Consider the following 18,104-nt stretch of genomic DNA (forward strand, 5'->3'; position numbering starts at 1 on the left):
CCTGTTCTCGGCAGAGTTATCTACTTCTTATTCATTACAAACATGGAAGTTGATGGGGAATGCAACCTGTGGAATAGTCAGGTTGGCGCGATCTACCCTCTTCATTCTCATCACCTGGACAAGAATGTCTCACAAAAAAATGGAATGCTCCACGGTGTGGTGGTTTCTCGCGACGATCTCCCTCGCCGCAAACTTCATGTCGCCAGCCTATGCGGACAGCCCGTCCGTGCCCTGGCCACAAACGCAAAGCGACATCCAAGCCCATCCCCACGTGCGTTTCGGCATGCTCGCCAACGGCATGCGATTTGCGATCATGCGCAATGTCACGCCGCCCGGACAGGCAGCGATCCGCTTTCGCATCGGCTCCGGTTCGCTCGACGAAAACGACAACCAGCAGGGTCTGGCGCATGTTCTCGAGCACATGGCCTTCAAGGGTTCGACACATGTTGCCGAAGGGGAGATGATCCGTATCTTGCAGCGCAAGGGCTTGGCCTTCGGGCCAGACACCAACGCCCATACCTCTTATGACGAGACTGTCTATGCACTCGATCTGCCCGAGGTCGATGCGGACACGGTTTCGACGGGCCTGATGCTGATGCGAGAAACGGCGAGCGAGCTCACCCTCGACGCTGGCGCCTTCGATCGCGAACGCGGCGTCATCCTGTCGGAAGAGCGGCTGCGCGACACGCCGCAGTATCGCGCGGCTCTCGAAATTATGAATTCGCTGCTCGCCGGCAAGCGCGCGACCATGCGGACGCCGATCGGTAAAGCCGACATCATCAGCAATGCGCCTGTCGCCCTCGTCCGTGATTATTACCGGGCCAATTACCGACCCGATCGGGCAACGCTGATGGTGGTGGGCGATATCGACCCCGCCGCCATGGAAACCGAAATCCGGCAGCGCTTCGGCGATTGGAAGGCCGTCGATCCGGCGCCGACAAAACCGGATCCCGGCAAGCTGGTGACGAAAGGCGAAAGCGCCGACCTCATCGTTGTTCCCGGTGGCATGACGAGCGTACAGGTCGCTTGGACGCGTCTCTATGACGCGGCGCCTGACACCTTCGCCAAGCGCCGCGCTGAGCTTATTGAAAATCTCGGTCTCATGGTGCTCAATCGCCGGGTGAGCACCATCGCCGGCAAGGCGGATGCCCCATTCATCAGTGCGGGCGTCGGCTCTCAGGATATCGTCGATTCCGCTCATGTCGTCCTGATCGCGGCCAACTCCGAGCCGGACAAATGGCAGGCGGCGCTCACGGCCATTGACCAGGAACAGCGTCGTATCCAGGAGTTCGGCGCTACGCAGGCGGAGATCGATCGCGAAATCCTCGACTATAGCTCGGCCCTGCAGGCTGCGGCGGCCGGAGCCGCGACGCGCACGAACACCGACGTCGCTTCCATGCTGGCGAGCAGCGTCGATGATGATCAAGTCTTCACCTCGCCTGCTGAAGACCTCTCGCTGTTCGAGACGATGACGAACGGCGTCACGGCGGCCGAGGTCAATCAGGCCCTGCAGCGTGCTTTCTCCGGCAACGGTCCGCAGGTCGTGCTACAGACGGCCCAATCACCTGAGGGCGGAGCCGACGCGGTTCGGCAAGTCTACCATGCCTCACATGCCGTCGCCGTCTCCGCACTATCCAGTGCAGCTGACGTCGCCTGGCCCTACGCCCATTTCGGCGCGCCGGGCGCTGTCGTCGAACGCCGCGCCGTCGACGATCTCGGCCTGACCATGGTGCGCTTTTCCAACGGCGTGCGGCTTACCGTCAAGCCAACCAAGCTGCGTGCCAACGAAGTGCTGGTGCGTGAAGATATCGGCGGCGGTCGGTTGGACCTGCCGCACGACCGTTCCGCCCCGATCTGGGCATCTCCGGCCGTCGTGCTGTCCGGCGTGAAGGCCATGGACTACCAGGATATCCAGAAAGCGCTGACGGCCAACATCGTCAGCATCGATTTCTCGGTCAGCGACAGCTCCTTCAGGTTCGATGGTCGTACGCGGACTGAAGATCTTGCGACGCAACTGCAGCTCATGACCGCGTACACCTCCGATCCCGCCTATCGCCCCGAGGCGTTCAAACGTGTGCAGCAAGCCTATTTGAGCGGTCTCGATCAGTATGAGGCGACGCCCGGCGGTATTGTCAGCCGCGATTTCCCAGGTCTCGTGCATTCGGGCGATCCGCGCTGGACCTTCCCCGATCGCGCGCAGTTGTCGGCCGCTCATCCAGAGGATTTCGAGGCGCTGTTCCAACCTATGATCTCCAACGGCCCGATCGATATCACCATCGTCGGCGACGTAACGGTGGACGACGCGATTCGGCTGACAGCTGAAACCTTTGGCGCCTTGCCGCCGCGCCCGGAGACGATGTCGAGCGACGATCGCAACGACGTGCGTTTTCCGGTGATGAACGAGAAGCCCGTTGTGGAGACCCATAAGGGCAGGGCAGATAACGCCGCTGCCGCGGTAGGGGCTCCGATTGGCGATTTGCTTTCCGACCTGCCACGGTCCTTCACCGCCAATCTCGCCACCCAGATTTTCCAAAACAGGTTGGTCGATCAGTTTCGCATCGCAGAAGGAGCAAGCTATGTGCTGGAGGGCGATGCTGACCTGTCAAGTGAAGTCCCTGGCTACGGCTACGCATATTTCTACGTCGAGACAGACCCGGCAAAGGTCGCGCGCTTCTACGCACTCGTCGACGACATCGCCAAGGATCTGCGGTCGCGTGATGTCTCCCCGGACGAACTCACGCGCGCCCGGGAACCGATTATCGAGACACTGAAGCATCAGCAGCAGGGTAACGAATATTGGATTGAATATCTGCGCAGCGCTCAGACGGATTCGCGTGGTTTAGACCGGATACGCGACAATCTCAGCGGCTATGACAAGGTCGCCGCCGCAGATATTCGCACGTTTGCCACGACCTATTTCAGCCCGGAAAAATTCTGGAAATTCGAAGTGCTGCCGCCGGCGGTGCGATAGGACGGGGCTTTGCTCAGGAGCGACGTTTGACCACGCGCATGTTCATCTCAGAGCGAAGCGCAAAGCCATGTGTCTTGTAGAGCGAAATGGCCGATGTGTTCGCGGCATAGGCGTGCAGATAGGCTGTGTCGCCGCTCGATGCGATCTCTCCGGCAACGAAGCGGAAGAGCACGGCGCCGAGGCCGCGTCCCTGGAATTCGGGATGGGTGCAAAGCCCGCTGAGCTCGATGAAGCCTGTCTGCCGCATCCGTTGCCCGGCCATCGCCACCAGGCGGCCTTCGCTCTTGATCCCCCAGAAGCTGCCGAGGCTCTGGGCTCGCAACGTAAACGGCCCGGGTTTGGTCAGTGTCGCCAAATCAAGCATGTCGGCGGCATCGGCCTCCGTCAGCGGCTGGATGCGAGGATCGGAAATCCGCTCACAGCGCCGCTCGGCTACCATCTGGACCACCGATGCTTCAGTGATGACGGCAAGACCCGGTGGAATGGCGATCGGACCGGATTCGACGAGAATCATGCTCTCCTCTTGCGAAGGCAGGTTCTCCAGGGCGTCGAGGCTCTCCGGCGTATCGTCGGCGGACGCCGCGAAAGGGACGATGGCGGGTGGGTATCGCCGCGCGGACTTGCCGCCTTCGGCAAGATGGGCATGCGCGGTCTCCAGCGCGCTCCAGATGGGTCGGTCGAGGACATGGGGCATTATCGTTCCTCCTTGGCGGCGTTGCGGCGCGCAAGCGGCACCGCCGCAAGCCCGTCCTCGATGGCTGCCAGCTGTTCGAGGATCGGCCCGTCGAGATCGCCGCAGAGATCCGCAACGGCAGCGGCGATGCGCGGCCAGATCACCTTTTTCGAATGATCGACGAGGTCCTGTCCCTTGTCGGTCAGCGAGACCAGTCTGCGACGCTGATCATCCGGGGCCGGCTGCATGTCGACGTAACCGAGTTCGAGAAGCTGGCCGATGGTGCGGGTTGCGCCGGGCTGGGTGATGCCCACCGCCTGCGCGAGTTCGCCGATCGTCAATGGCCCAGCCCGGTCGATCGCTGCAATGAATGGATATTGGCCCGCCTGGATGCTGAGACCGGCCTCGTCGATGACCTGCTGCGTATCGGCCTGCAGCCTCTCTCCGATGCGCCGCAACCGGCTGCCCATGCACAGAAACCCCAGCGTCCGGACCACATCCTCGACCATGTTGATCTCCATTTGTATTGGTTATTATATAACATGTTATACATTAAGGGGCAATTCTTCTGCGGAAAGGGCCGGCAGATGAATCCCGGGACAGGGCGGCATGGCACGAACAAGTACCTCGATCAGCCCCGCCATCTCCTGGCCATCAGCAACGCCGCCAGCACACAGCTGAGCAGACCAAGGGACAATGGTAGACCCTGATGTCCGATCAGTTGCATCGCCAGTCCTGTCGCAGGCGAGCCGACGATGCCGCCGATGCCCCATACCAAGGCGAAGGCGGCGTTGCCGGCGATCAGGGCCTGGCCGGTGAAACGCTCGCCGAGCTGGATCAGCGACAGGGTGTAGATCCCGAACGAGACCCCACCCCAGACGAAGACGAGCGGCCATATGAGCCACGAATTGAAGGCCCACGGCAGCAGCAAGCAGCTGGCGAGGCAAGCCAGGACACAGAAGAGCATCATCCGCGCCGAGCTGAACCGTTCGGCCAAGCGCCCGAGCAAAATCTGCAGCACGGCATTGCCGGCAATGAAACAGGTGATGAGCGACGCGATGCGCTCCTCGGCGCTGCCGAGTGCTGCGCCATAGACCGCAAACAGCGAAAGCAGGATCTGCTCGAAGGCGGCGGCAGTAAAAACCGCAAATAACAGCAGCGGTGCCAGCGAGAAGAAGCGGCCCACCGATGTTGCCTCGCCTTCACCAGGCATGTCGGGCAGGCGTGGGACGACCGCAAGCACGATCAGGCCGCAGAAGAGGAAGGCCGTAATGCCGATCGCGAAGGGCGGCCAACCCTCAGTGCCGGTGAGCCAGAGCGACAGCGGGCCGATGGCGAAGCCGCCCGAAACGATCGATGAATAGAGTCCCATGATCCGGCCCCGGCGCAGCGCCGGCGTGAGCGAGATCAGCCAGGTTTCGCTGATCACGTAAAGCGGATTGGCGAAGACGCCGAGCAGGAAGCGCAGCGGCATCCAGGCCCAGACGTCCTGCGCCCAGGCAATCGTCATTAGGGTGAGCGCGGCCAGGATCGAACACAGGGTCGCCAGCCGCGCCCCACCCACGCGCCGCGAAAGCGCCGGAATGAAGGGCGCCGATAGAATGAAACCGAGCGGCGTCATCGCCGCCGACAAGCCGATCAGGCCTGATGTCGTCCCTTGCCGCTCCAGGATGAAGCTGAGCAGCGGATAGGTCAGCCCCTGCGCCACGGCAAATACCGTGACGGTCGCGATGATACCCGCCATTGCGGCCCATGGGATCCGATCATCTCGCGGCGATGTCGTGCCGTGCAAGTGCCGATCCGACACGTCTGACGGCTCCACAGACGTTCCCGCCCGCGCCGCGTGATGCGGCGCCAATGCAGGGGTGGAAGTATCGTTCATGGCAACCTCCATGGGGTTTGAAGGTGCGGGAACCTTCAAGCTCAAAAGAGGACGAATTCTGCGGGATACGGCGAGCGCCGTAATTAAGCGCGTCCAAAAAGTTCTCAAAAACTTCCAAAGGGACTAAATAGGTCTGCATCGAATTTTGCCCCGACCAAAAGTCCTCACCACAGCAATTTCCGCCGGACATCATCAGGACAATCAGGAAATGACCGCCTCGCCTTCCTTTCTTGGCCTTCCAAATCGCCTCGCCGATGGCCGTTTGCCCCGTGCGGTGATCTTCGCAGCCGGTCACGGCAGCACCTATCCGGGCAAGGACAGCAGCGGCTATGTCCTGGCTGCCGATGCCATCCGCGCTGTGAGCCAGGACGATGCCGCGCTCTTAGAGCACTGGGACTTCGATCTCGGCGGACCGTTGTTCGATGGTAAACCGGGGTGCTGCATCGACGCCGGTGACGTCGAAACCTCCATGCATGACAATGCCGCCAACCGCGCCCGGATCGAGGTGAAGACGCGCGAGATCCTGTCTGTGCCCGCCGTGCCGATCCTGCTCGGCGGCGACTGTTCCGTGACCATTCCCTTCATCGCCGGCTTTGCCGATCATGAACCGGTCTGGATCCTGCAGGTCGACGCCCATATCGACTGGCGTGACGACGTGCATGGCGAGCGTTTCGGCTATTCGAGCCCGATGCGTCGGGCGAGCGAGATGCCGCATGTCGCCGGCATGGTGCAGGTCGGCCTCCGTAGTGTCGGCAGCGCACGCCTCGCCGACATCGAAGCGGCGCGGGCCTACGGCAGCCGCTTCGTCACTGCCCGTGAAATTCACGCCGACGGCGCCGAAGCCGCTCTCCGGCATATTCCGCAAGGAGCGCGGGTCGTGATCACGCTCGACTGCGACAGCCTCGATCCCAGCATCATGCCGGGTGTGGCGGCGCGGACGCCCGGCGGCCTCACCTATACCGAGGTAATCGACCTGATTGCCGGCCTTGGCAGGCGGGCCAGGATCGCAGGATTAGATCTTGTCGAGCTCTATCCTCCTGCCGACATCGACCGCCTGTCGGCCCTGACCGCCGCGCGCCTTGTCGTCAATGTAGTCGGCGCCATCGCCCGGCAGGTTTGAGATCCGGCTCGCGGCATGGTAGCCGGACAAGGTTTCATCGACGAGCGAGAGGGTGTTCTGATGCGGCTAGAGCCTTGAACTGGACCGAATTGTCCCCTGCTGAACAGTTCCAACGAAGGCTGAAAGTCTCTAGGATGCGCTCGATGCAGGGATCGCGCTTTGCCTTTGGTCCGTTTGTGTTTGATCCGGTGGCTGGAACGCTCCTTCGGAACGATGATCCCGTTGCCGTTGGTCATCGCGGGGTAAAGCTGCTTGCTGCCCTCGTCGAGCGGCCCGGAGAAATCCTGGGGAAGGGCGAGTTGATGGACGCGGCCTGGCCGGGCATATCAGTCGAGGAGGGCAACCTCACCGTCCAGATCGCGCAACTGCGCAAGCTGCTCGGTCCGGCCGCCGACGGCGGTGAATGGATCTCTACGGTGCCGCGTGTCGGCTACCGTTTCACCGGCGCCATCAATCAGCTTGGCCGCGTCAAGCGAAAACCTTTGCCGCTGCCCGACAAACCATCGATAGTAGTGCTGCCCTTCGTCAATATCAGCAATGATCCCGAGCAGGAATCCTTCGCCGATGGGCTGACCGAAGACCTGATCACCGACCTGTCCAGGATGCCGGGCCTGTTCGTCATCGCCCGCAGCTCGGCCTTCGCCTATAAGGGAAGGGCGATGGATGTGCGCGCAATCGCCGAGGAGCTCGGCGTGCGCTACCTGCTGCAAGGGAGCGCACGCCGGGCAGCAGGGCAGGTGCGCATCAACGCCCAGCTGGTCGACGCCGTCAGTGGCGATCATCTCTGGGCGGAACGCTTCGACCGCAGCCTGGACGATATCTTTGCCGTTCAGGACGAGGTGACCGCCAAGATCGTGGAAGCGCTGCTCGGCCGGCTGCGCGCACCGCCGCCGCGCAACCGGCCCAAAAATCTCGAAGCCTACGATCTCTGCGTGCGGGCGCGCAAGCTGATGGACGACTCGCCGCAGACGGCGCGGGAAGCACATCTGATGCTGACGCGGGCGATTTCGCTCGACCCCGCCTATGCGGAGCCCTATCGCTGGCTTGCCATAAATCACTGGATGGGAGAGGTGCATTCCGGCGGACCGACGGAGCCTACGCGTAAGACTGCTCTGCAACTGGCGCGCAAGGCGGTGGCGATCGATCCCAACGATGCCGGCTGCCGCTGGATCCTCGCCTACCTGCTTGCCTACGAGCGCAGTTTCGCCGAGGCGGATGCGGAGTTCGCCAAGGCGATCGAACTCGACCCGAATGAGGCCGACACCTTTGCGGCCCTATCCGACATCGCGGTTCTCGCCGGGCGGATCGGGGAGGGGCTTGAGCATATCGCCAAGGCCTTCCGGCTGAACCCGTTCCCGGCAGGCTGGTATTACCTGACGCTCGGCCAGGCGCAATATGCCGCCGGCCAATACGAAGCCGCCATCGAGACGCTGCGCCGGGACGAGACCTATCGCACGAGCTCACGCCGTTTCCTGGCGGCAAGCCTTGCCCAACTCGGCCGGCTCGACGAGGCGCATGCCGAGGTCGAATTGTTCCTCGTCGCCAACCCGCATTTTTCAACCCGCCACTGGGCGGCGGCCGAACCGTTCCGTGACGCTCGGACGCTTGCGCATTTCATCGACGGGTACCGCAAGGCCGGTCTCCCCGAGTGATGCGCTGGCCGAGTGATGCGCTGGTGCGACGCAAAGACGGCCCGAAATTAGAGGGTGCCGGGCCGTGCGGTGGTGGTCGCTTGACTAGCAGAAGACAAAAAGCTCTCTTCGGCGGTGGGTACTTTTCCCTCTGGGGTCAGGTCGTCGACAGCTTTCGGAAGATCGCGCTTCAGGCGCCCCAGAATCTCTTCATGCGAAAGGCCGGTACTGGCCGCGATCTCGTTGAGAACGTCCGGTCCCAGTGCTTCCGCGAGCTGGCCGTCATCAATGTCCGCATTCGGACCGGGTTTTACCCACGACTCAGCCTTGTCACCGTGACCATTCTGCTGAAACGTCTTCAGCAGATCGCCCAGGCCGCCGCTGACGACGCTTCCGGACGTCAGCCCGCCGAGAAGGCCGCCGAGACCACCCGAGCCGGTCAGTCCGCCAAGAATGCCGCCAAGCCCCCCGCCGGGCTGCTGGTTTCCCGCGCCGGCCTGCTGAGGGTTCTGAATGCCCCGTAGAAGCTCCCCGATCTTGTCTCTGTTTTGATAGCCGGCAACGGCAAGGACGGCGAGAAGCGCCTTCAATTGACCGCTCATCATGATGAATCCTCCTATGGTGCTCCAACGTGCACGCGACCCAAAGCAGAGCGCTGCATGGGCAGCAATGTCCAGAGGGGCCAAAGGTTCCGTCGCTTTGAAAACAAGGCCGCACGGTTGGAATCCTCCGATGGTCTCGAAGGCCGGCCGGCCCACCTCATGGCTCACGCCGCGGTCAGATTTCCGGGCAGCCGCGCTGGTTTGCGAAGGTCATTCGTTCCGGTCCACGGCGCGTCATCCCCTGCACAACGATTCTGCGGGGAGACATGCGTACGATCTGTGCTCTGCGAAGTCCTTCGCTCCGCGCGATGTCGAGAGCATCATCCGGGTCGCAGCCTCGCGGTCCGCGGCGATCATATCCATATCGATCACGATCGCGATCCCGGTCGTAAACGCCGACGCCACCGGGGCCGAGCCGCAGCTCCAAATCCTGCGCGGCCGCGATCGTCGGCGAGATCGTCAACCCGGTTATCGCGGCCAAGCCGACCAGTACGAACTGAAGAGATTTCCGCATGAGTTCCTCCCATGGTTCAATGTTTATATAAATGACAACATCGCCATGCGAGATTTGTTCCTTGAGATAAGAGGAGTCGATGCGAGCGACGAACTTGTAGTTCGTCTCATGGAAAGCGCGTCACATGAATCCAATTTCGATGCGATGCGCTTTAAAGATCATTCGCTTCAAACAGCCATGTTCGACGCTGCCGACATCACCTCCCGCGGGGTGGGACTGCCGAACATATATGGCGGCCATCCGCTTCGACTTCGGTGAAACACCAGCGCACGACACCATCCGATCGAGCAGAAATTCGCCTGCGGGCTGGCCTTCGCCGATGGCGATCACGCAGCGTCGTTCGGCGGCAACCGGTCGATCAGTCTCAGTCTGGCGAGGGCGGTCCCGCTCCGGGTTCCTGATCGCCGCTCGGTTCTGGCCCGATCGATCGCAACGTCAGCCCTTCCGGGGACGGACCTCCTTGAACACGTATGGCGCTCCGGTCCCTGACGGGATTGCATACACGTCATAGGACGCCTGCGGGTCGTCGCCCATTCCCAACGAGCCGGACGGCATGCCCGGCACGGCCAGCCCCCGGACCGGCGGCCGCTCCTGCAACAGGCGCTGGACGGCCTCGAGCGGCACATGTCCCTCGAGGTAGTATTCCTCGACGACGGCGGTGTGGCATCCCTGCATGTCGGCCGGCACGCCCAACCGCGCCTTGATCGCTGCAAGGTCGTCGGTGTCGCGAGCGTCGAGGGAAAATCCTGCTGCCGCCATCGCCTTCGACCATTCATGACAGCAGCCGCAGTTTGGATCCTTGTAGACCGTCATCTTCGTCGGCGTGGCGGCACGTGTCCCTCCGCCAACGAACGCCAAGGCGGATGCCGCCATTGTAATAAAGCTTCTCCTGTGCATCGTCTCCACTCCTTGATGTCCTGCCGCCCGGATCGAGACCGGGCGGCAGGAGCCCACTATTTTACTTCAGTGACGGTCAGCTTGCCATTCACGCGTTCGGCGACGAACTCGATCTGCGAACCTTCCTTCAGCCTTTCGAGCAGAGCCGGGTCTTCGACCCGGAAAACCATCGTCATCGCAGGCATGTCGAGGCTCTTCAGGTCCTCATGCTTGATGGTCACCTTGTTCGTTTTGGCGTCGACCTTGTTGACGACACCCTTGGTGAATTCCTGGGCGAACGCGCCGGAGGCCGCGCTGGCAGAGAGCAGGGCGGCCACGCTGATTTTGATCATGGCAGTTTTCATGTTCGCAGCTCCTTTTTTGCTGATTATTTCCCGGCGACGGTGACGTCGCCGTGCATGCCGGCTTCGTAATGGCCGGGGATAAGGCAGGCGAACTTGAACTCGCCGTCGGTGGTGAATTTCCAGACGATCTCGCCGGATTGGCCTGCCGGAAGACGGATGGAATTGGCGTCCGCATGTTCCATTTCCGGGAACTTCTCCATGACCTTCTTGTGCTCCAGAATCTTGTCTTCCTGATCGAGCACGAATTCGTGGTCGATGGTTCCGGCATTCTTGATCGCGATCTTGACCGTCTGCCCCTTGCGGACGTTGAAGACCGCGGGAATGAAGAGCATCTTTCCGTCGTCAGTTTCCTTCATCGTGACGCGGATGGTCTGTGTCGCCTTGGCTTTGTCGCCGGGTTCTCCGACAGCTATCTTCTCACCGTGGCCACCGGCATGATTGCCGGAAGCGAGCGCTGGAGACGCGAGGGCGACGAGCGCCAGTGCCATGAGATAATTCTTCATCCGGAATTCCTTTCGATGTTGAGATTGGACCTCAGCCGTTTGTCGGCTTCGGCGTGATTTGCGTTTTTGCGTCTTTGGCCTTGGTCGCGTCCGGAAGGTCTCCGGTCCACTCGAAGGCCTGCGTTCCGGGCGGGTTTTCGTACCAGCCAGGATCTGAGTAATCGTCCGCCGAGATCCCCTCGCGGACCTTTACGACCGAGAACATGCCGCCCATTTCGATCGGACCATGCGGCCCCCAGCCGGTCATCATCGGAACGGTGTTCTCGGGGATGGGCATTTCCATTTCGCCCATGTCGGCCATGCCTTTGGTGCCCATGGGCATGTATTCCGGCTGCAGCTTCCTGATCTTTTCGGCGACCTTCGATTTGTCCGCACCGATGAAGGTTGGAATGTCGTGACCCATGGCGTTCATCGTGTGGTGCGATTTGTGGCAATGGATCGCCCAGTCGCCGAGATACTTGGCGTCGAACTCGTAGGCACGCATCGCGCCGACGGGGATGTCGATGCTCACCTCCGGCCACCGCGCTTCCGGCCGCACCCAACCGCCGTCGGTACAGGTCACCTCGAAATCGTAGCCATGCATGTGGATCGGATGGTTGGTCATCGTCAGGTTGCCGACGCGGACGCGCACCCTGTCGTTCTTCGACACGACCAGAGGGCTGATGTCCGGGAACACGCGGCTGTTCCAGCACCACATGTTGAAGTCGGTCATCTCCATGATCCGCGGCACGTAGGAGCCGGGGTCGATGTCGTAGGCGTTGAGCAGGAAGACGAAGTCTCGGTCGACGCGCATGAACTTGGGATCTTTCGGATGGATCACGAAGAAACCCATCATGCCCATGGCCATCTGCACCATCTCGTCGGAATGCGGGTGGTACATGAAGGTGCCGGATTTCACGAGGTCGAACTCGTAGACGTAGGTCTTGCCGACTGGAATATGCGGTTGCGTCAGGCCGCCGACGCCGTCCATGCCCGACGGCAGGATCATGCCGTGCCAGTGGATCGTCGTGTGCTCCGGCAGCTTGTTGGTGACGAAGATCCGGACGCGATCGCCCTCGACAGCCTCGATCGTCGGTCCCGGTGACTGTCCGTTGTAGCCCCACAGATAGGCGGTCATGCCGTCCGCCATCTCGCGTTCGACCGGTTCGGCGACGAGGTGGAACTCCTTGACGCCATTGTTCATCCTGTGCGGCAGGGTCCAGCCGTTGAGGGTGACCACGGGCTGATAGTCCGGACCTGAGGCAGGGTGAAGCGGCGGCTGCATGTCCGCCGATTCCATGGTCGGCGCGTCGGGCAGGCCCATCGCCGACGTCTTCGTCCAAGCGGCTGTGCTGAGCAGAGCGGCGCTGGCTCCAAAAAGTTGTCGTCTGTTGAACATGGTGTGTCCTTTCTCAATGACCGCCGCCAGCGCTGCCTTCGGAAGCAGCGGCGACCTCGGTCTCTGCCGACGCCTTCGTCGTGCCGCCGCCGTAGATCGCAGGCGCCAGATCGGCTTCGGCCAGCCAGAAATCTCGCTTCGCGTTGACGGAGAGCAGGATGGAGTTGATCTTGTCGCGGGTGTCTGTCAGCAGCTCGAAGGTGTTCGAGATCATGCCGTTGTAGGTCAGCAGGGATTCCTCCTCGACCTTGGTGCGCAGCGGCACGACGCTGTTGCGGTAGTGCCGCGCGATATCGTAGTTCGAGCGGTAAGCCTCGTAGGCTGAGCGTGCTTCCGAGCGGACGTTGACGGCTTTCTCCGCCAAGAGGTTCGCCGCCCGCATGTAGGCCAGCTCGGACTTGCGCATCCGGGCCTTGCCGGTGTCGAAGATCGGGATGGCGAACTCAAGCTCGACCTGCGCAGTGGTTCGCGTTTTCGTCTCGTCGTCCTCGATTTCGCGTTCCGTTTCGAAACCGGTCAGGATTTCGAGGTCGGTCACATAGCGTGTCGCCTCGGTGAGGCCGTAGGACTTGGCCGTGGCCTCAAGGTCGAGCTTGGGGATCTGCAGATCGATGCGGTTCCTGAGAGCCTCGGCCTCGATGGTATCGCGTCTGATGACGGACTTGGGCAGTGGCGGCAGGCTGTTCGGAATTTGGTAATCCAGATCTGAGCCCCAGAGGCCCATCAGCCGCGTCAGCTCCTCCTTGGCAAGACGGGCGGACAGGCGGGCCTTCGCCGTTTCTCCGGCGAGTTCGGCGACGAAGACATGCTCACGGGCTTGAGCGCCCTTGGTCATTGCGCCGGTCTCGCCAAGCTTCTCCGCGAGTTCCGAGGCTGCGTCGGTGGTCGCCTGGGCGCGCTGGAGCTGCCCGACGGTCTCCCATGACGCCACCGCGGTGATCCAGCCGCGCCGGGTGTCGGCGGCGACTTGGAGTGTCTTCACCGCCGCGGTCAATTGCGCCTGCCGGAAGCGGGTGTCGGCGATCGCCATGTCCCTGTTCTTCGTGGCGAGCGCCAGGATGTTCGTCGCAATCATTCCTTCGATCGTCTTGAACGCCTGCAGTCCCGGAGTCCCGATGCCGGTGGTGCCGATGGAGACGGTCGGGTTGAGGAACATCGTCGACTGCCAGGCATCGGCGGCGCTGTCGCCAAGATCGGCATAGGCGGCCTGCAGTCCCTTGTTGTTGAGCAGCGCAATCTGGACGGCCGTCTCGACATCGACGGGCTTCGTTCGAGCAAGCAGGCTTTTGACCTGCGCGGCCGCCGATCGGGCCTGGTTCTGGTTCTGGATCCAGACAGTCTCTTTCGCCGTGACGGTGGCGGTCTTGTTGGCAACGGAGGGGAAGCCCGCGTCTTTGCGGGAATACTCGGCGCCTGTAACGCAGCCGCTCAAGGCAAGCGGAAATGCCAGCGCCACGACCAGTTTTCTGGTGCCGATCATGAGCCGTCTCCATTCATGGGAGACTGCAGATCGTTCTGTCTGCGCCAGGGTTTGGGATCGACCGGCTGCCGGGCGACGTAGCCTGCGATCGGCGACCTGTATGCCGCCGGAGGTGCGGACGGCTGGTCGACCGCGGTGGAAGACGCCACCACGTCGGGAGGAAGTGTGGATGCGCAGCCGCCGACGACAAGCGGCAGCCCCACCACGAAAAGCGAGGGTTTCATTATGAAATTTCCGAATATGAGATAGCCTTACGGGGCGCTCGCCCGGAAGCAGGCAAGCGTCCGACTAGACCCGATCAAACGGGTACGTCTCTATTCAGATATTCGGGGGACGGTGGAGGGGCGGCAGCTCGCCAAGGGTCGTCCGGTCGTCGATGAACTGCCGGATCGAGGTTACGACGGGTCTGCTGACATCTTGGCCTTCACAAATGATGCCAAAGCCGCCGCAGAAGTCCTTGCAGCATTCCTGCTTGACGAGCTTCGACGCACCATCGTCCTCTTCTTCGGATACGTCGCCATGCGAGTGGCCGTGATGGGCCGCCGCCGACATGTCGTGGCCTTCGTGGGATGGCGTCACGTCCGAGACGACGGCTTTCAGCTCGGGGAAGGAGGAGCCATGCATCACCGCATTAGCGTTCGACAGGGAGTACCCCGCCAGTGATACGATGATCACCAGCCGCATCAACACGAGCAGTCTGCTCATTGCGATTCGGTACATCTTGCCCATGCTCCTCGAACTACATGCAAAGCAGCTCGATTTCAATTGCGACTCATCTTTCGTCGATGTTCGCGTCCTTTATGTGGCACGGAACCGCTCATCCCGTTCAGATCCTGGTATTCTCAGCCAAGACCGGCCGCTACGTCGTGCTGATGTTCGCCACGTTACAGATCTTCGGCTGACCGCTTCCGGAGCGGGAACACCATCCGGTCGACCGTCTCGTCACGGGCGACGACCGTATGCCAAATCGCCGCCGCGAGATGCAGCGTCACCATCGCCAGGATGATCCTCGATCCGACGACGTGGTACGGCGCAATCCCGAACCAGAAGTAGCTAGCGACGACGCCCATGCAGGCCTGCCCAATGATCGCGGCGTAGAAGGCGTGGTGAAGCGCCGCGGCTGCTCGCTCACTCCATGAGCTGGGTGCGCTGGTTTCGGAGGGCTGAAGAAGACGAAGAACCAGCCGCAGGCCCATCAGTAGGCCGATCGCCATTCCCCCATAGTTGTGGAGATGGTGCTGGACGACGTCCCAGTACGCCGGAGTCATGCTCATGTGGACGGCGTGGTGGGTTCTCTCGATGCTGCCGCCCGTCAGATACTGGACCGGCACCAGGAGGGCGACCAGCCAGTGAAGTCCTATCTGGGCCAGCGAATAGCCAGGTTTCATCGAATTGTTCCGAGCGAGAGGCGCAGACTAGCCGGCGACGGTTAATGCTTCCTCATTGGCCGTTGCCAAAACGCAAGGCCGCCACAGATCACTGGTACTGTGGAACATTGCGGCTGCCGCACCGTTCGGCGCCGGAAGGAAACCAGCCGAATGAGACTTGGAAGCATCTTCCGGTACGCTCAGCTTTTGGTCGTCGCTCTCCTGGTGGCGGCAAATCCTTTCGGCATGGCCGCGGCGCCGAGCACCCTTCAAAGCCAGCACTGTGCAGTGGTGGGGGAGCGTGATCACCATGTGGGGCATGCCTATGGCATGCAGGCCGGGTGCTGTTCGGCGATGCACTGCTGTCCGATCCTTCCGGAACTTGCCAAGGTCGCGGCTCCGCACTTCGAACCGGGAAGGCATGAACGGACGCAGTCCGTCGACAGGCCGCTCCTGCTGATCGGTGCGATCGATCCGCCGCCCCGATTTCAGGCGGGCTGAGACGGACCAAACAATCAACCAGATTTCGGAGATCGAAACATGAAGACGTTCACCAAGCTTGCCTTGTGCACGGCAGTCGCCGCCGGCTTTGCAATCCTGCCGTCGGCGGTTTCCGCCCAATCGACGATGACCTATCCGGAAAAATGCAAGTCCGAAGACATGGACATGTCGAAGGCGGACATGCCTTCGGGCGGCATGCCGATGGGCGACATGACCGACTACCAGAAGGCGTCGATGGACGGCATGAAGGGCATGCACATGAACATGATGCAGGGGATGATGAAGAAGGACGCCGACGTCTCCTTCGTCTGCGGCATGATCGCCCACCACATGGGCGCGATCAGCATGTCGGAGGTCGAACTGAAGTACGGCGACAATGAAGAGGCCAAGCAGATGGCCCAAAAGGTCATCGAAGCCCAGAAAAAGGAGATCGAAGAGATGTCCAGGTGGGTGGACAAGGAAGCCAAATAGGAGATTGAGCCATGCATCACATGTCGACTGAAATGAAAGCCTGCATCGACAATTGCCTCGCTTGCTACAGCGAATGCCTGTCGATGGCCATGGGACATTGCCTGGAACTGGGCGGGGAGCACACCAAGCCTCCGCACTTCAAGCTGATGATGGCATGCGCTGAGATTTGCCGGACCTCTGCGCACTTCATGCTGATCGGCTCGGAGCACCACAAGCATGTCTGCCGGGAATGCGCAGAAATCTGCGGCCAGTGCGCCGAAGACTGCGAGCGGGTGGGCGATATGCAAAGCTGCGTCGACGCCTGCCGTCGTTGCGCCGATAGCTGCCGCAAGATGGCAGCGTGATCGGGGAGGGGGGTGTCCGTTCGCCCTCTTCCTGCCCAGATGAGAACGGATATCCGGTGAAGCGACGGATATCCGAAGCAAGTGGCATGGCCCGGTTTGGAACGCAGCGTTTATGAAACAGACCGCTTACACGAAGAAGGTTGGACTGCTCTCCATCGTGGGAGCAGTCCTGATGACGGGGGTTCCGTCGCCAGCCGCGGAGGACCCCGTCTCCCGTCGACAGGCGGACATGAAGGCCATGGCCGCCGCGGCGAAGACGATCTCCGGCATGTTCAAGGATCCGGCGGCTTACAAGGCCAGCGAGTTCAAATGGGCGGCCGACACCATCCGTGACAAGTCCGGGAGTGTTCTCTCCGCACATTTCGGGTCCGAGGCCGACAGTCGGCAATCGAAGGCCGGGCCGAACATCCTTAAGGAGCGCGAGCGGTTCGACCGCATCGCCAACGACCTGGGCGATTACGCCGTCGCGCTGGACGCCGCCGCGCAGAACAATCCAGGACCGATGTCCGCCAGCATGCGCATGAAGCCTGGAGAAGCCATGGGTGGCGGCCCGCTCGGCACCCACGTCCGCGACGAGCAGGAACTGCTGGCAATGCCGGCGGAACACGCGTTCCACCTCATGCTCCAGACCTGTACGACCTGCCACGCCAAGTTCAGGATGGAATAAGGGCGATCACGCGGGACCGGAATTGCTCGCCTTGTTCAAGCGTCCGACCTTTCAAGCACGGCCTCATTCGCTTCAAACAGCCATGTTCGACGCCGCCGACATCACTTCCCGAGGGGCCGGACCGCCGAACATATGGCGGCCATCCTCCTCGACTTCCGTGAAACACCAGCGCACGACGCCATCCCGATCGAGCAGGAATTCGCCGACGAGCTGGCCGTGGCCGGTGGCGATCATCTGCTCGTCATCCTCAGTGATTTCATAGCCGTCCGCCTTGTCGAGGAATTCCGACGCCGCCATCGGGTCCATAGGCGCTGGAAGCTCGCCCGGCATGTCGATGCGCATGGACATCACCGTGTTCATGCTGACTTTGCGCGGCCACTCATTCTCATCTTCAGTGAACTGCAGATTCGGCAGGCCGAAGGCCCTGTGCGATACCCGTTCCGGGTCCGAGGCCGCCAGCAGATTGGGAAGTGGATGGTAGCGGAAATAGAGGCGGGCGCGGTCGATCGGCGTGTTGACGACGGTCAGGCTGTCGATGCCCTTCTCCTGCAAGGCGTCGGTGAGTTCGGCCATGGCGGCGATCTGCCGGCGACAGAAGGGGCAATGCAATCCGCGGAACAAGCCGACGAGCACCGGCTTCTGGCCGCGAAAATCGTCGATGGCGACCTTGCCCTGGCGGGTGATCGCATCCAGCACCACGTTCGGCGCGCGATCTCCCGGCTGCAATGGTCTTCCGGCGTGGTTCTCCTGCATGTTTCG

General features: G+C 61.8%; 21 protein-coding genes and 1 pseudogene. 7 read left to right on the plus strand and 15 right to left on the minus strand.

Translation table 11 applies throughout. The annotated features are described in order from the left end of the window. Positions 1–52 precede the first annotated feature (52 nt). A complete protein-coding gene (locus V8P77_RS07785; RefSeq protein WP_335911489.1) occupies positions 53–2,971 on the plus strand; it encodes a M16 family metallopeptidase in 2,919 nt (972 codons plus the stop codon). 13 nt (positions 2,972–2,984) lie between these two features. On the opposite strand, the gene V8P77_RS07790 is transcribed toward V8P77_RS07785, so the two are convergent. The 3 genes from V8P77_RS07790 to V8P77_RS07800 form a co-directional block, all read right to left on the minus strand. Beyond that, entirely contained in the window at positions 2,985–3,665 is a 681-nt protein-coding gene (locus V8P77_RS07790) for a GNAT family N-acetyltransferase (protein WP_335911490.1), read from the minus strand. Next, entirely contained in the window at positions 3,665–4,153 is a 489-nt protein-coding gene (locus V8P77_RS07795) for a MarR family winged helix-turn-helix transcriptional regulator (protein ID WP_335911491.1), read from the minus strand. The genes V8P77_RS07790 and V8P77_RS07795 overlap by 1 nt, the downstream gene beginning before the upstream one ends. 122 nt (positions 4,154–4,275) lie before the next feature. After that, positions 4,276–5,388: an MFS transporter gene (locus V8P77_RS07800; RefSeq protein ID WP_335911544.1), complete on the minus strand. Its 1,113-nt coding sequence runs from the start codon at positions 5,386–5,388 to the stop codon at positions 4,276–4,278. 346 nt (positions 5,389–5,734) lie between these two features. On the opposite strand from V8P77_RS07800, the gene V8P77_RS07805 reads away from it, so the two are divergent. Then, complete coding sequence (locus V8P77_RS07805) at positions 5,735–6,646, plus strand: agmatinase (protein WP_335911492.1); 912 nt, start codon at positions 5,735–5,737, stop codon at positions 6,644–6,646. Between the two features lie 143 nt (positions 6,647–6,789). Then, positions 6,790–8,298 (plus strand): winged helix-turn-helix domain-containing tetratricopeptide repeat protein, encoded by a 1,509-nt coding sequence (locus V8P77_RS07810; protein ID WP_335911493.1) that lies wholly within the window; start codon positions 6,790–6,792, stop codon positions 8,296–8,298. Between the two features lie 47 nt (positions 8,299–8,345). On the opposite strand, the gene V8P77_RS07815 is transcribed toward V8P77_RS07810, so the two are convergent. From V8P77_RS07815 to V8P77_RS07865, 11 genes and pseudogenes are all read right to left on the minus strand, one after another. Continuing rightward, positions 8,346–8,882: a YidB family protein gene (locus V8P77_RS07815; RefSeq protein WP_335911494.1), complete on the minus strand. Its 537-nt coding sequence runs from the start codon at positions 8,880–8,882 to the stop codon at positions 8,346–8,348. 172 nt (positions 8,883–9,054) lie between these two features. Next, on the minus strand, positions 9,055–9,393 hold the full coding sequence (locus tag V8P77_RS07820; RefSeq protein WP_025394568.1) for a hypothetical protein: 339 nt from the start codon (positions 9,391–9,393) through the stop codon (positions 9,055–9,057). 167 nt (positions 9,394–9,560) lie between these two features. Next, positions 9,561–9,717: pseudogene (locus tag V8P77_RS07825) on the minus strand (AhpC/TSA family protein); the annotation flags it as partial. A gap of 111 nt (positions 9,718–9,828) precedes the next feature. Then, positions 9,829–10,290 carry a DUF411 domain-containing protein gene (locus tag V8P77_RS07830; protein WP_335911495.1) on the minus strand — a complete coding sequence of 154 codons (462 nt, stop codon included), beginning with the start codon at positions 10,288–10,290 and terminating at the stop codon, positions 9,829–9,831. A gap of 56 nt (positions 10,291–10,346) precedes the next feature. Beyond that, entirely contained in the window at positions 10,347–10,634 is a 288-nt protein-coding gene (locus V8P77_RS07835; RefSeq protein ID WP_335911496.1) for a copper-binding protein, read from the minus strand. A 23-nt stretch (positions 10,635–10,657) separates the two neighbouring features. Further along, a complete protein-coding gene (locus V8P77_RS07840; protein ID WP_335911497.1) occupies positions 10,658–11,137 on the minus strand; it encodes a cupredoxin domain-containing protein in 480 nt (159 codons plus the stop codon). A 31-nt stretch (positions 11,138–11,168) separates the two neighbouring features. Next, entirely contained in the window at positions 11,169–12,515 is a 1,347-nt protein-coding gene (locus V8P77_RS07845; RefSeq protein ID WP_335911498.1) for a multicopper oxidase family protein, read from the minus strand. A gap of 13 nt (positions 12,516–12,528) precedes the next feature. Beyond that, positions 12,529–13,995 carry a TolC family protein gene (locus V8P77_RS07850; RefSeq protein ID WP_335911499.1) on the minus strand — a complete coding sequence of 489 codons (1,467 nt, stop codon included), beginning with the start codon at positions 13,993–13,995 and terminating at the stop codon, positions 12,529–12,531. Next, a complete protein-coding gene (locus V8P77_RS07855) occupies positions 13,992–14,219 on the minus strand; it encodes a hypothetical protein (RefSeq protein WP_335911500.1) in 228 nt (75 codons plus the stop codon). Before V8P77_RS07855 ends, V8P77_RS07850 begins: the two co-directional genes overlap by 4 nt. 94 nt (positions 14,220–14,313) lie before the next feature. Then, complete coding sequence (locus tag V8P77_RS07860) at positions 14,314–14,724, minus strand: hypothetical protein (protein WP_335911501.1); 411 nt, start codon at positions 14,722–14,724, stop codon at positions 14,314–14,316. Between the two features lie 155 nt (positions 14,725–14,879). Further along, on the minus strand, positions 14,880–15,383 hold the full coding sequence (locus V8P77_RS07865; protein ID WP_335911502.1) for a cytochrome b: 504 nt from the start codon (positions 15,381–15,383) through the stop codon (positions 14,880–14,882). A gap of 150 nt (positions 15,384–15,533) precedes the next feature. On the opposite strand from V8P77_RS07865, the gene V8P77_RS07870 reads away from it, so the two are divergent. From V8P77_RS07870 to V8P77_RS07885, 4 genes are all read left to right on the plus strand, one after another. Beyond that, entirely contained in the window at positions 15,534–15,863 is a 330-nt protein-coding gene (locus V8P77_RS07870) for a hypothetical protein (RefSeq protein WP_335911503.1), read from the plus strand. A gap of 39 nt (positions 15,864–15,902) precedes the next feature. Continuing rightward, positions 15,903–16,334: a CopM family metallochaperone gene (gene copM / locus V8P77_RS07875; RefSeq protein WP_222353590.1), complete on the plus strand. Its 432-nt coding sequence runs from the start codon at positions 15,903–15,905 to the stop codon at positions 16,332–16,334. Between the two features lie 11 nt (positions 16,335–16,345). Continuing rightward, the gene (locus tag V8P77_RS07880) at positions 16,346–16,678 is read left to right on the plus strand and encodes a four-helix bundle copper-binding protein (RefSeq protein ID WP_003539709.1); all 333 of its coding nucleotides are present in this window, start codon (positions 16,346–16,348) and stop codon (positions 16,676–16,678) included. A 112-nt stretch (positions 16,679–16,790) separates the two neighbouring features. Continuing rightward, on the plus strand, positions 16,791–17,345 hold the full coding sequence (locus V8P77_RS07885) for a cytochrome c (protein ID WP_335911504.1): 555 nt from the start codon (positions 16,791–16,793) through the stop codon (positions 17,343–17,345). A gap of 72 nt (positions 17,346–17,417) precedes the next feature. Here V8P77_RS07885 and V8P77_RS07890 read toward each other — a convergent pair whose 3' ends face one another. Further along, positions 17,418–18,098, minus strand: a complete 681-nt coding sequence (locus V8P77_RS07890) for a peroxiredoxin-like family protein (RefSeq protein ID WP_335911505.1) — start codon at positions 18,096–18,098, stop codon at positions 17,418–17,420. Positions 18,099–18,104 lie beyond the last annotated feature (6 nt).

The sequence above is a fragment of the Rhizobium aouanii genome, from assembly GCF_037002925.1.
GTDB lineage: Bacteria > Pseudomonadota > Alphaproteobacteria > Rhizobiales > Rhizobiaceae > Rhizobium > Rhizobium aouanii.

Excerpts from the sequence above, each read along its gene's own strand:
- V8P77_RS07785 (WP_335911489.1), top strand. The coding sequence starts at position 53 with ATGGGGAATGCAACCTGTGGAATAGTCAGGTTGGCGCGATCTACCCTC.
- V8P77_RS07790 (WP_335911490.1), bottom strand. The coding sequence starts at position 3,665 with ATGCCCCATGTCCTCGACCGACCCATCTGGAGCGCGCTGGAGACCGCG.
- V8P77_RS07795 (WP_335911491.1), bottom strand. The coding sequence starts at position 4,153 with ATGGTCGAGGATGTGGTCCGGACGCTGGGGTTTCTGTGCATGGGCAGC.
- V8P77_RS07800 (WP_335911544.1), bottom strand. The coding sequence starts at position 5,388 with ATGGCGGGTATCATCGCGACCGTCACGGTATTTGCCGTGGCGCAGGGG.
- V8P77_RS07805 (WP_335911492.1), top strand. The coding sequence starts at position 5,735 with ATGACCGCCTCGCCTTCCTTTCTTGGCCTTCCAAATCGCCTCGCCGAT.
- V8P77_RS07810 (WP_335911493.1), top strand. The coding sequence starts at position 6,790 with ATGCAGGGATCGCGCTTTGCCTTTGGTCCGTTTGTGTTTGATCCGGTG.
- V8P77_RS07815 (WP_335911494.1), bottom strand. The coding sequence starts at position 8,882 with ATGATGAGCGGTCAATTGAAGGCGCTTCTCGCCGTCCTTGCCGTTGCC.
- V8P77_RS07820 (WP_025394568.1), bottom strand. The coding sequence starts at position 9,393 with ATGCGGAAATCTCTTCAGTTCGTACTGGTCGGCTTGGCCGCGATAACC.
- V8P77_RS07830 (WP_335911495.1), bottom strand. The coding sequence starts at position 10,290 with ATGCACAGGAGAAGCTTTATTACAATGGCGGCATCCGCCTTGGCGTTC.
- V8P77_RS07835 (WP_335911496.1), bottom strand. The coding sequence starts at position 10,634 with ATGAAAACTGCCATGATCAAAATCAGCGTGGCCGCCCTGCTCTCTGCC.
- V8P77_RS07840 (WP_335911497.1), bottom strand. The coding sequence starts at position 11,137 with ATGAAGAATTATCTCATGGCACTGGCGCTCGTCGCCCTCGCGTCTCCA.
- V8P77_RS07845 (WP_335911498.1), bottom strand. The coding sequence starts at position 12,515 with ATGTTCAACAGACGACAACTTTTTGGAGCCAGCGCCGCTCTGCTCAGC.
- V8P77_RS07850 (WP_335911499.1), bottom strand. The coding sequence starts at position 13,995 with ATGATCGGCACCAGAAAACTGGTCGTGGCGCTGGCATTTCCGCTTGCC.
- V8P77_RS07855 (WP_335911500.1), bottom strand. The coding sequence starts at position 14,219 with ATGAAACCCTCGCTTTTCGTGGTGGGGCTGCCGCTTGTCGTCGGCGGC.
- V8P77_RS07860 (WP_335911501.1), bottom strand. The coding sequence starts at position 14,724 with ATGGGCAAGATGTACCGAATCGCAATGAGCAGACTGCTCGTGTTGATG.
- V8P77_RS07865 (WP_335911502.1), bottom strand. The coding sequence starts at position 15,383 with ATGAAACCTGGCTATTCGCTGGCCCAGATAGGACTTCACTGGCTGGTC.
- V8P77_RS07870 (WP_335911503.1), top strand. The coding sequence starts at position 15,534 with ATGAGACTTGGAAGCATCTTCCGGTACGCTCAGCTTTTGGTCGTCGCT.
- copM (WP_222353590.1), top strand. The coding sequence starts at position 15,903 with ATGAAGACGTTCACCAAGCTTGCCTTGTGCACGGCAGTCGCCGCCGGC.
- V8P77_RS07880 (WP_003539709.1), top strand. The coding sequence starts at position 16,346 with ATGCATCACATGTCGACTGAAATGAAAGCCTGCATCGACAATTGCCTC.
- V8P77_RS07885 (WP_335911504.1), top strand. The coding sequence starts at position 16,791 with ATGAAACAGACCGCTTACACGAAGAAGGTTGGACTGCTCTCCATCGTG.
- V8P77_RS07890 (WP_335911505.1), bottom strand. The coding sequence starts at position 18,098 with ATGCAGGAGAACCACGCCGGAAGACCATTGCAGCCGGGAGATCGCGCG.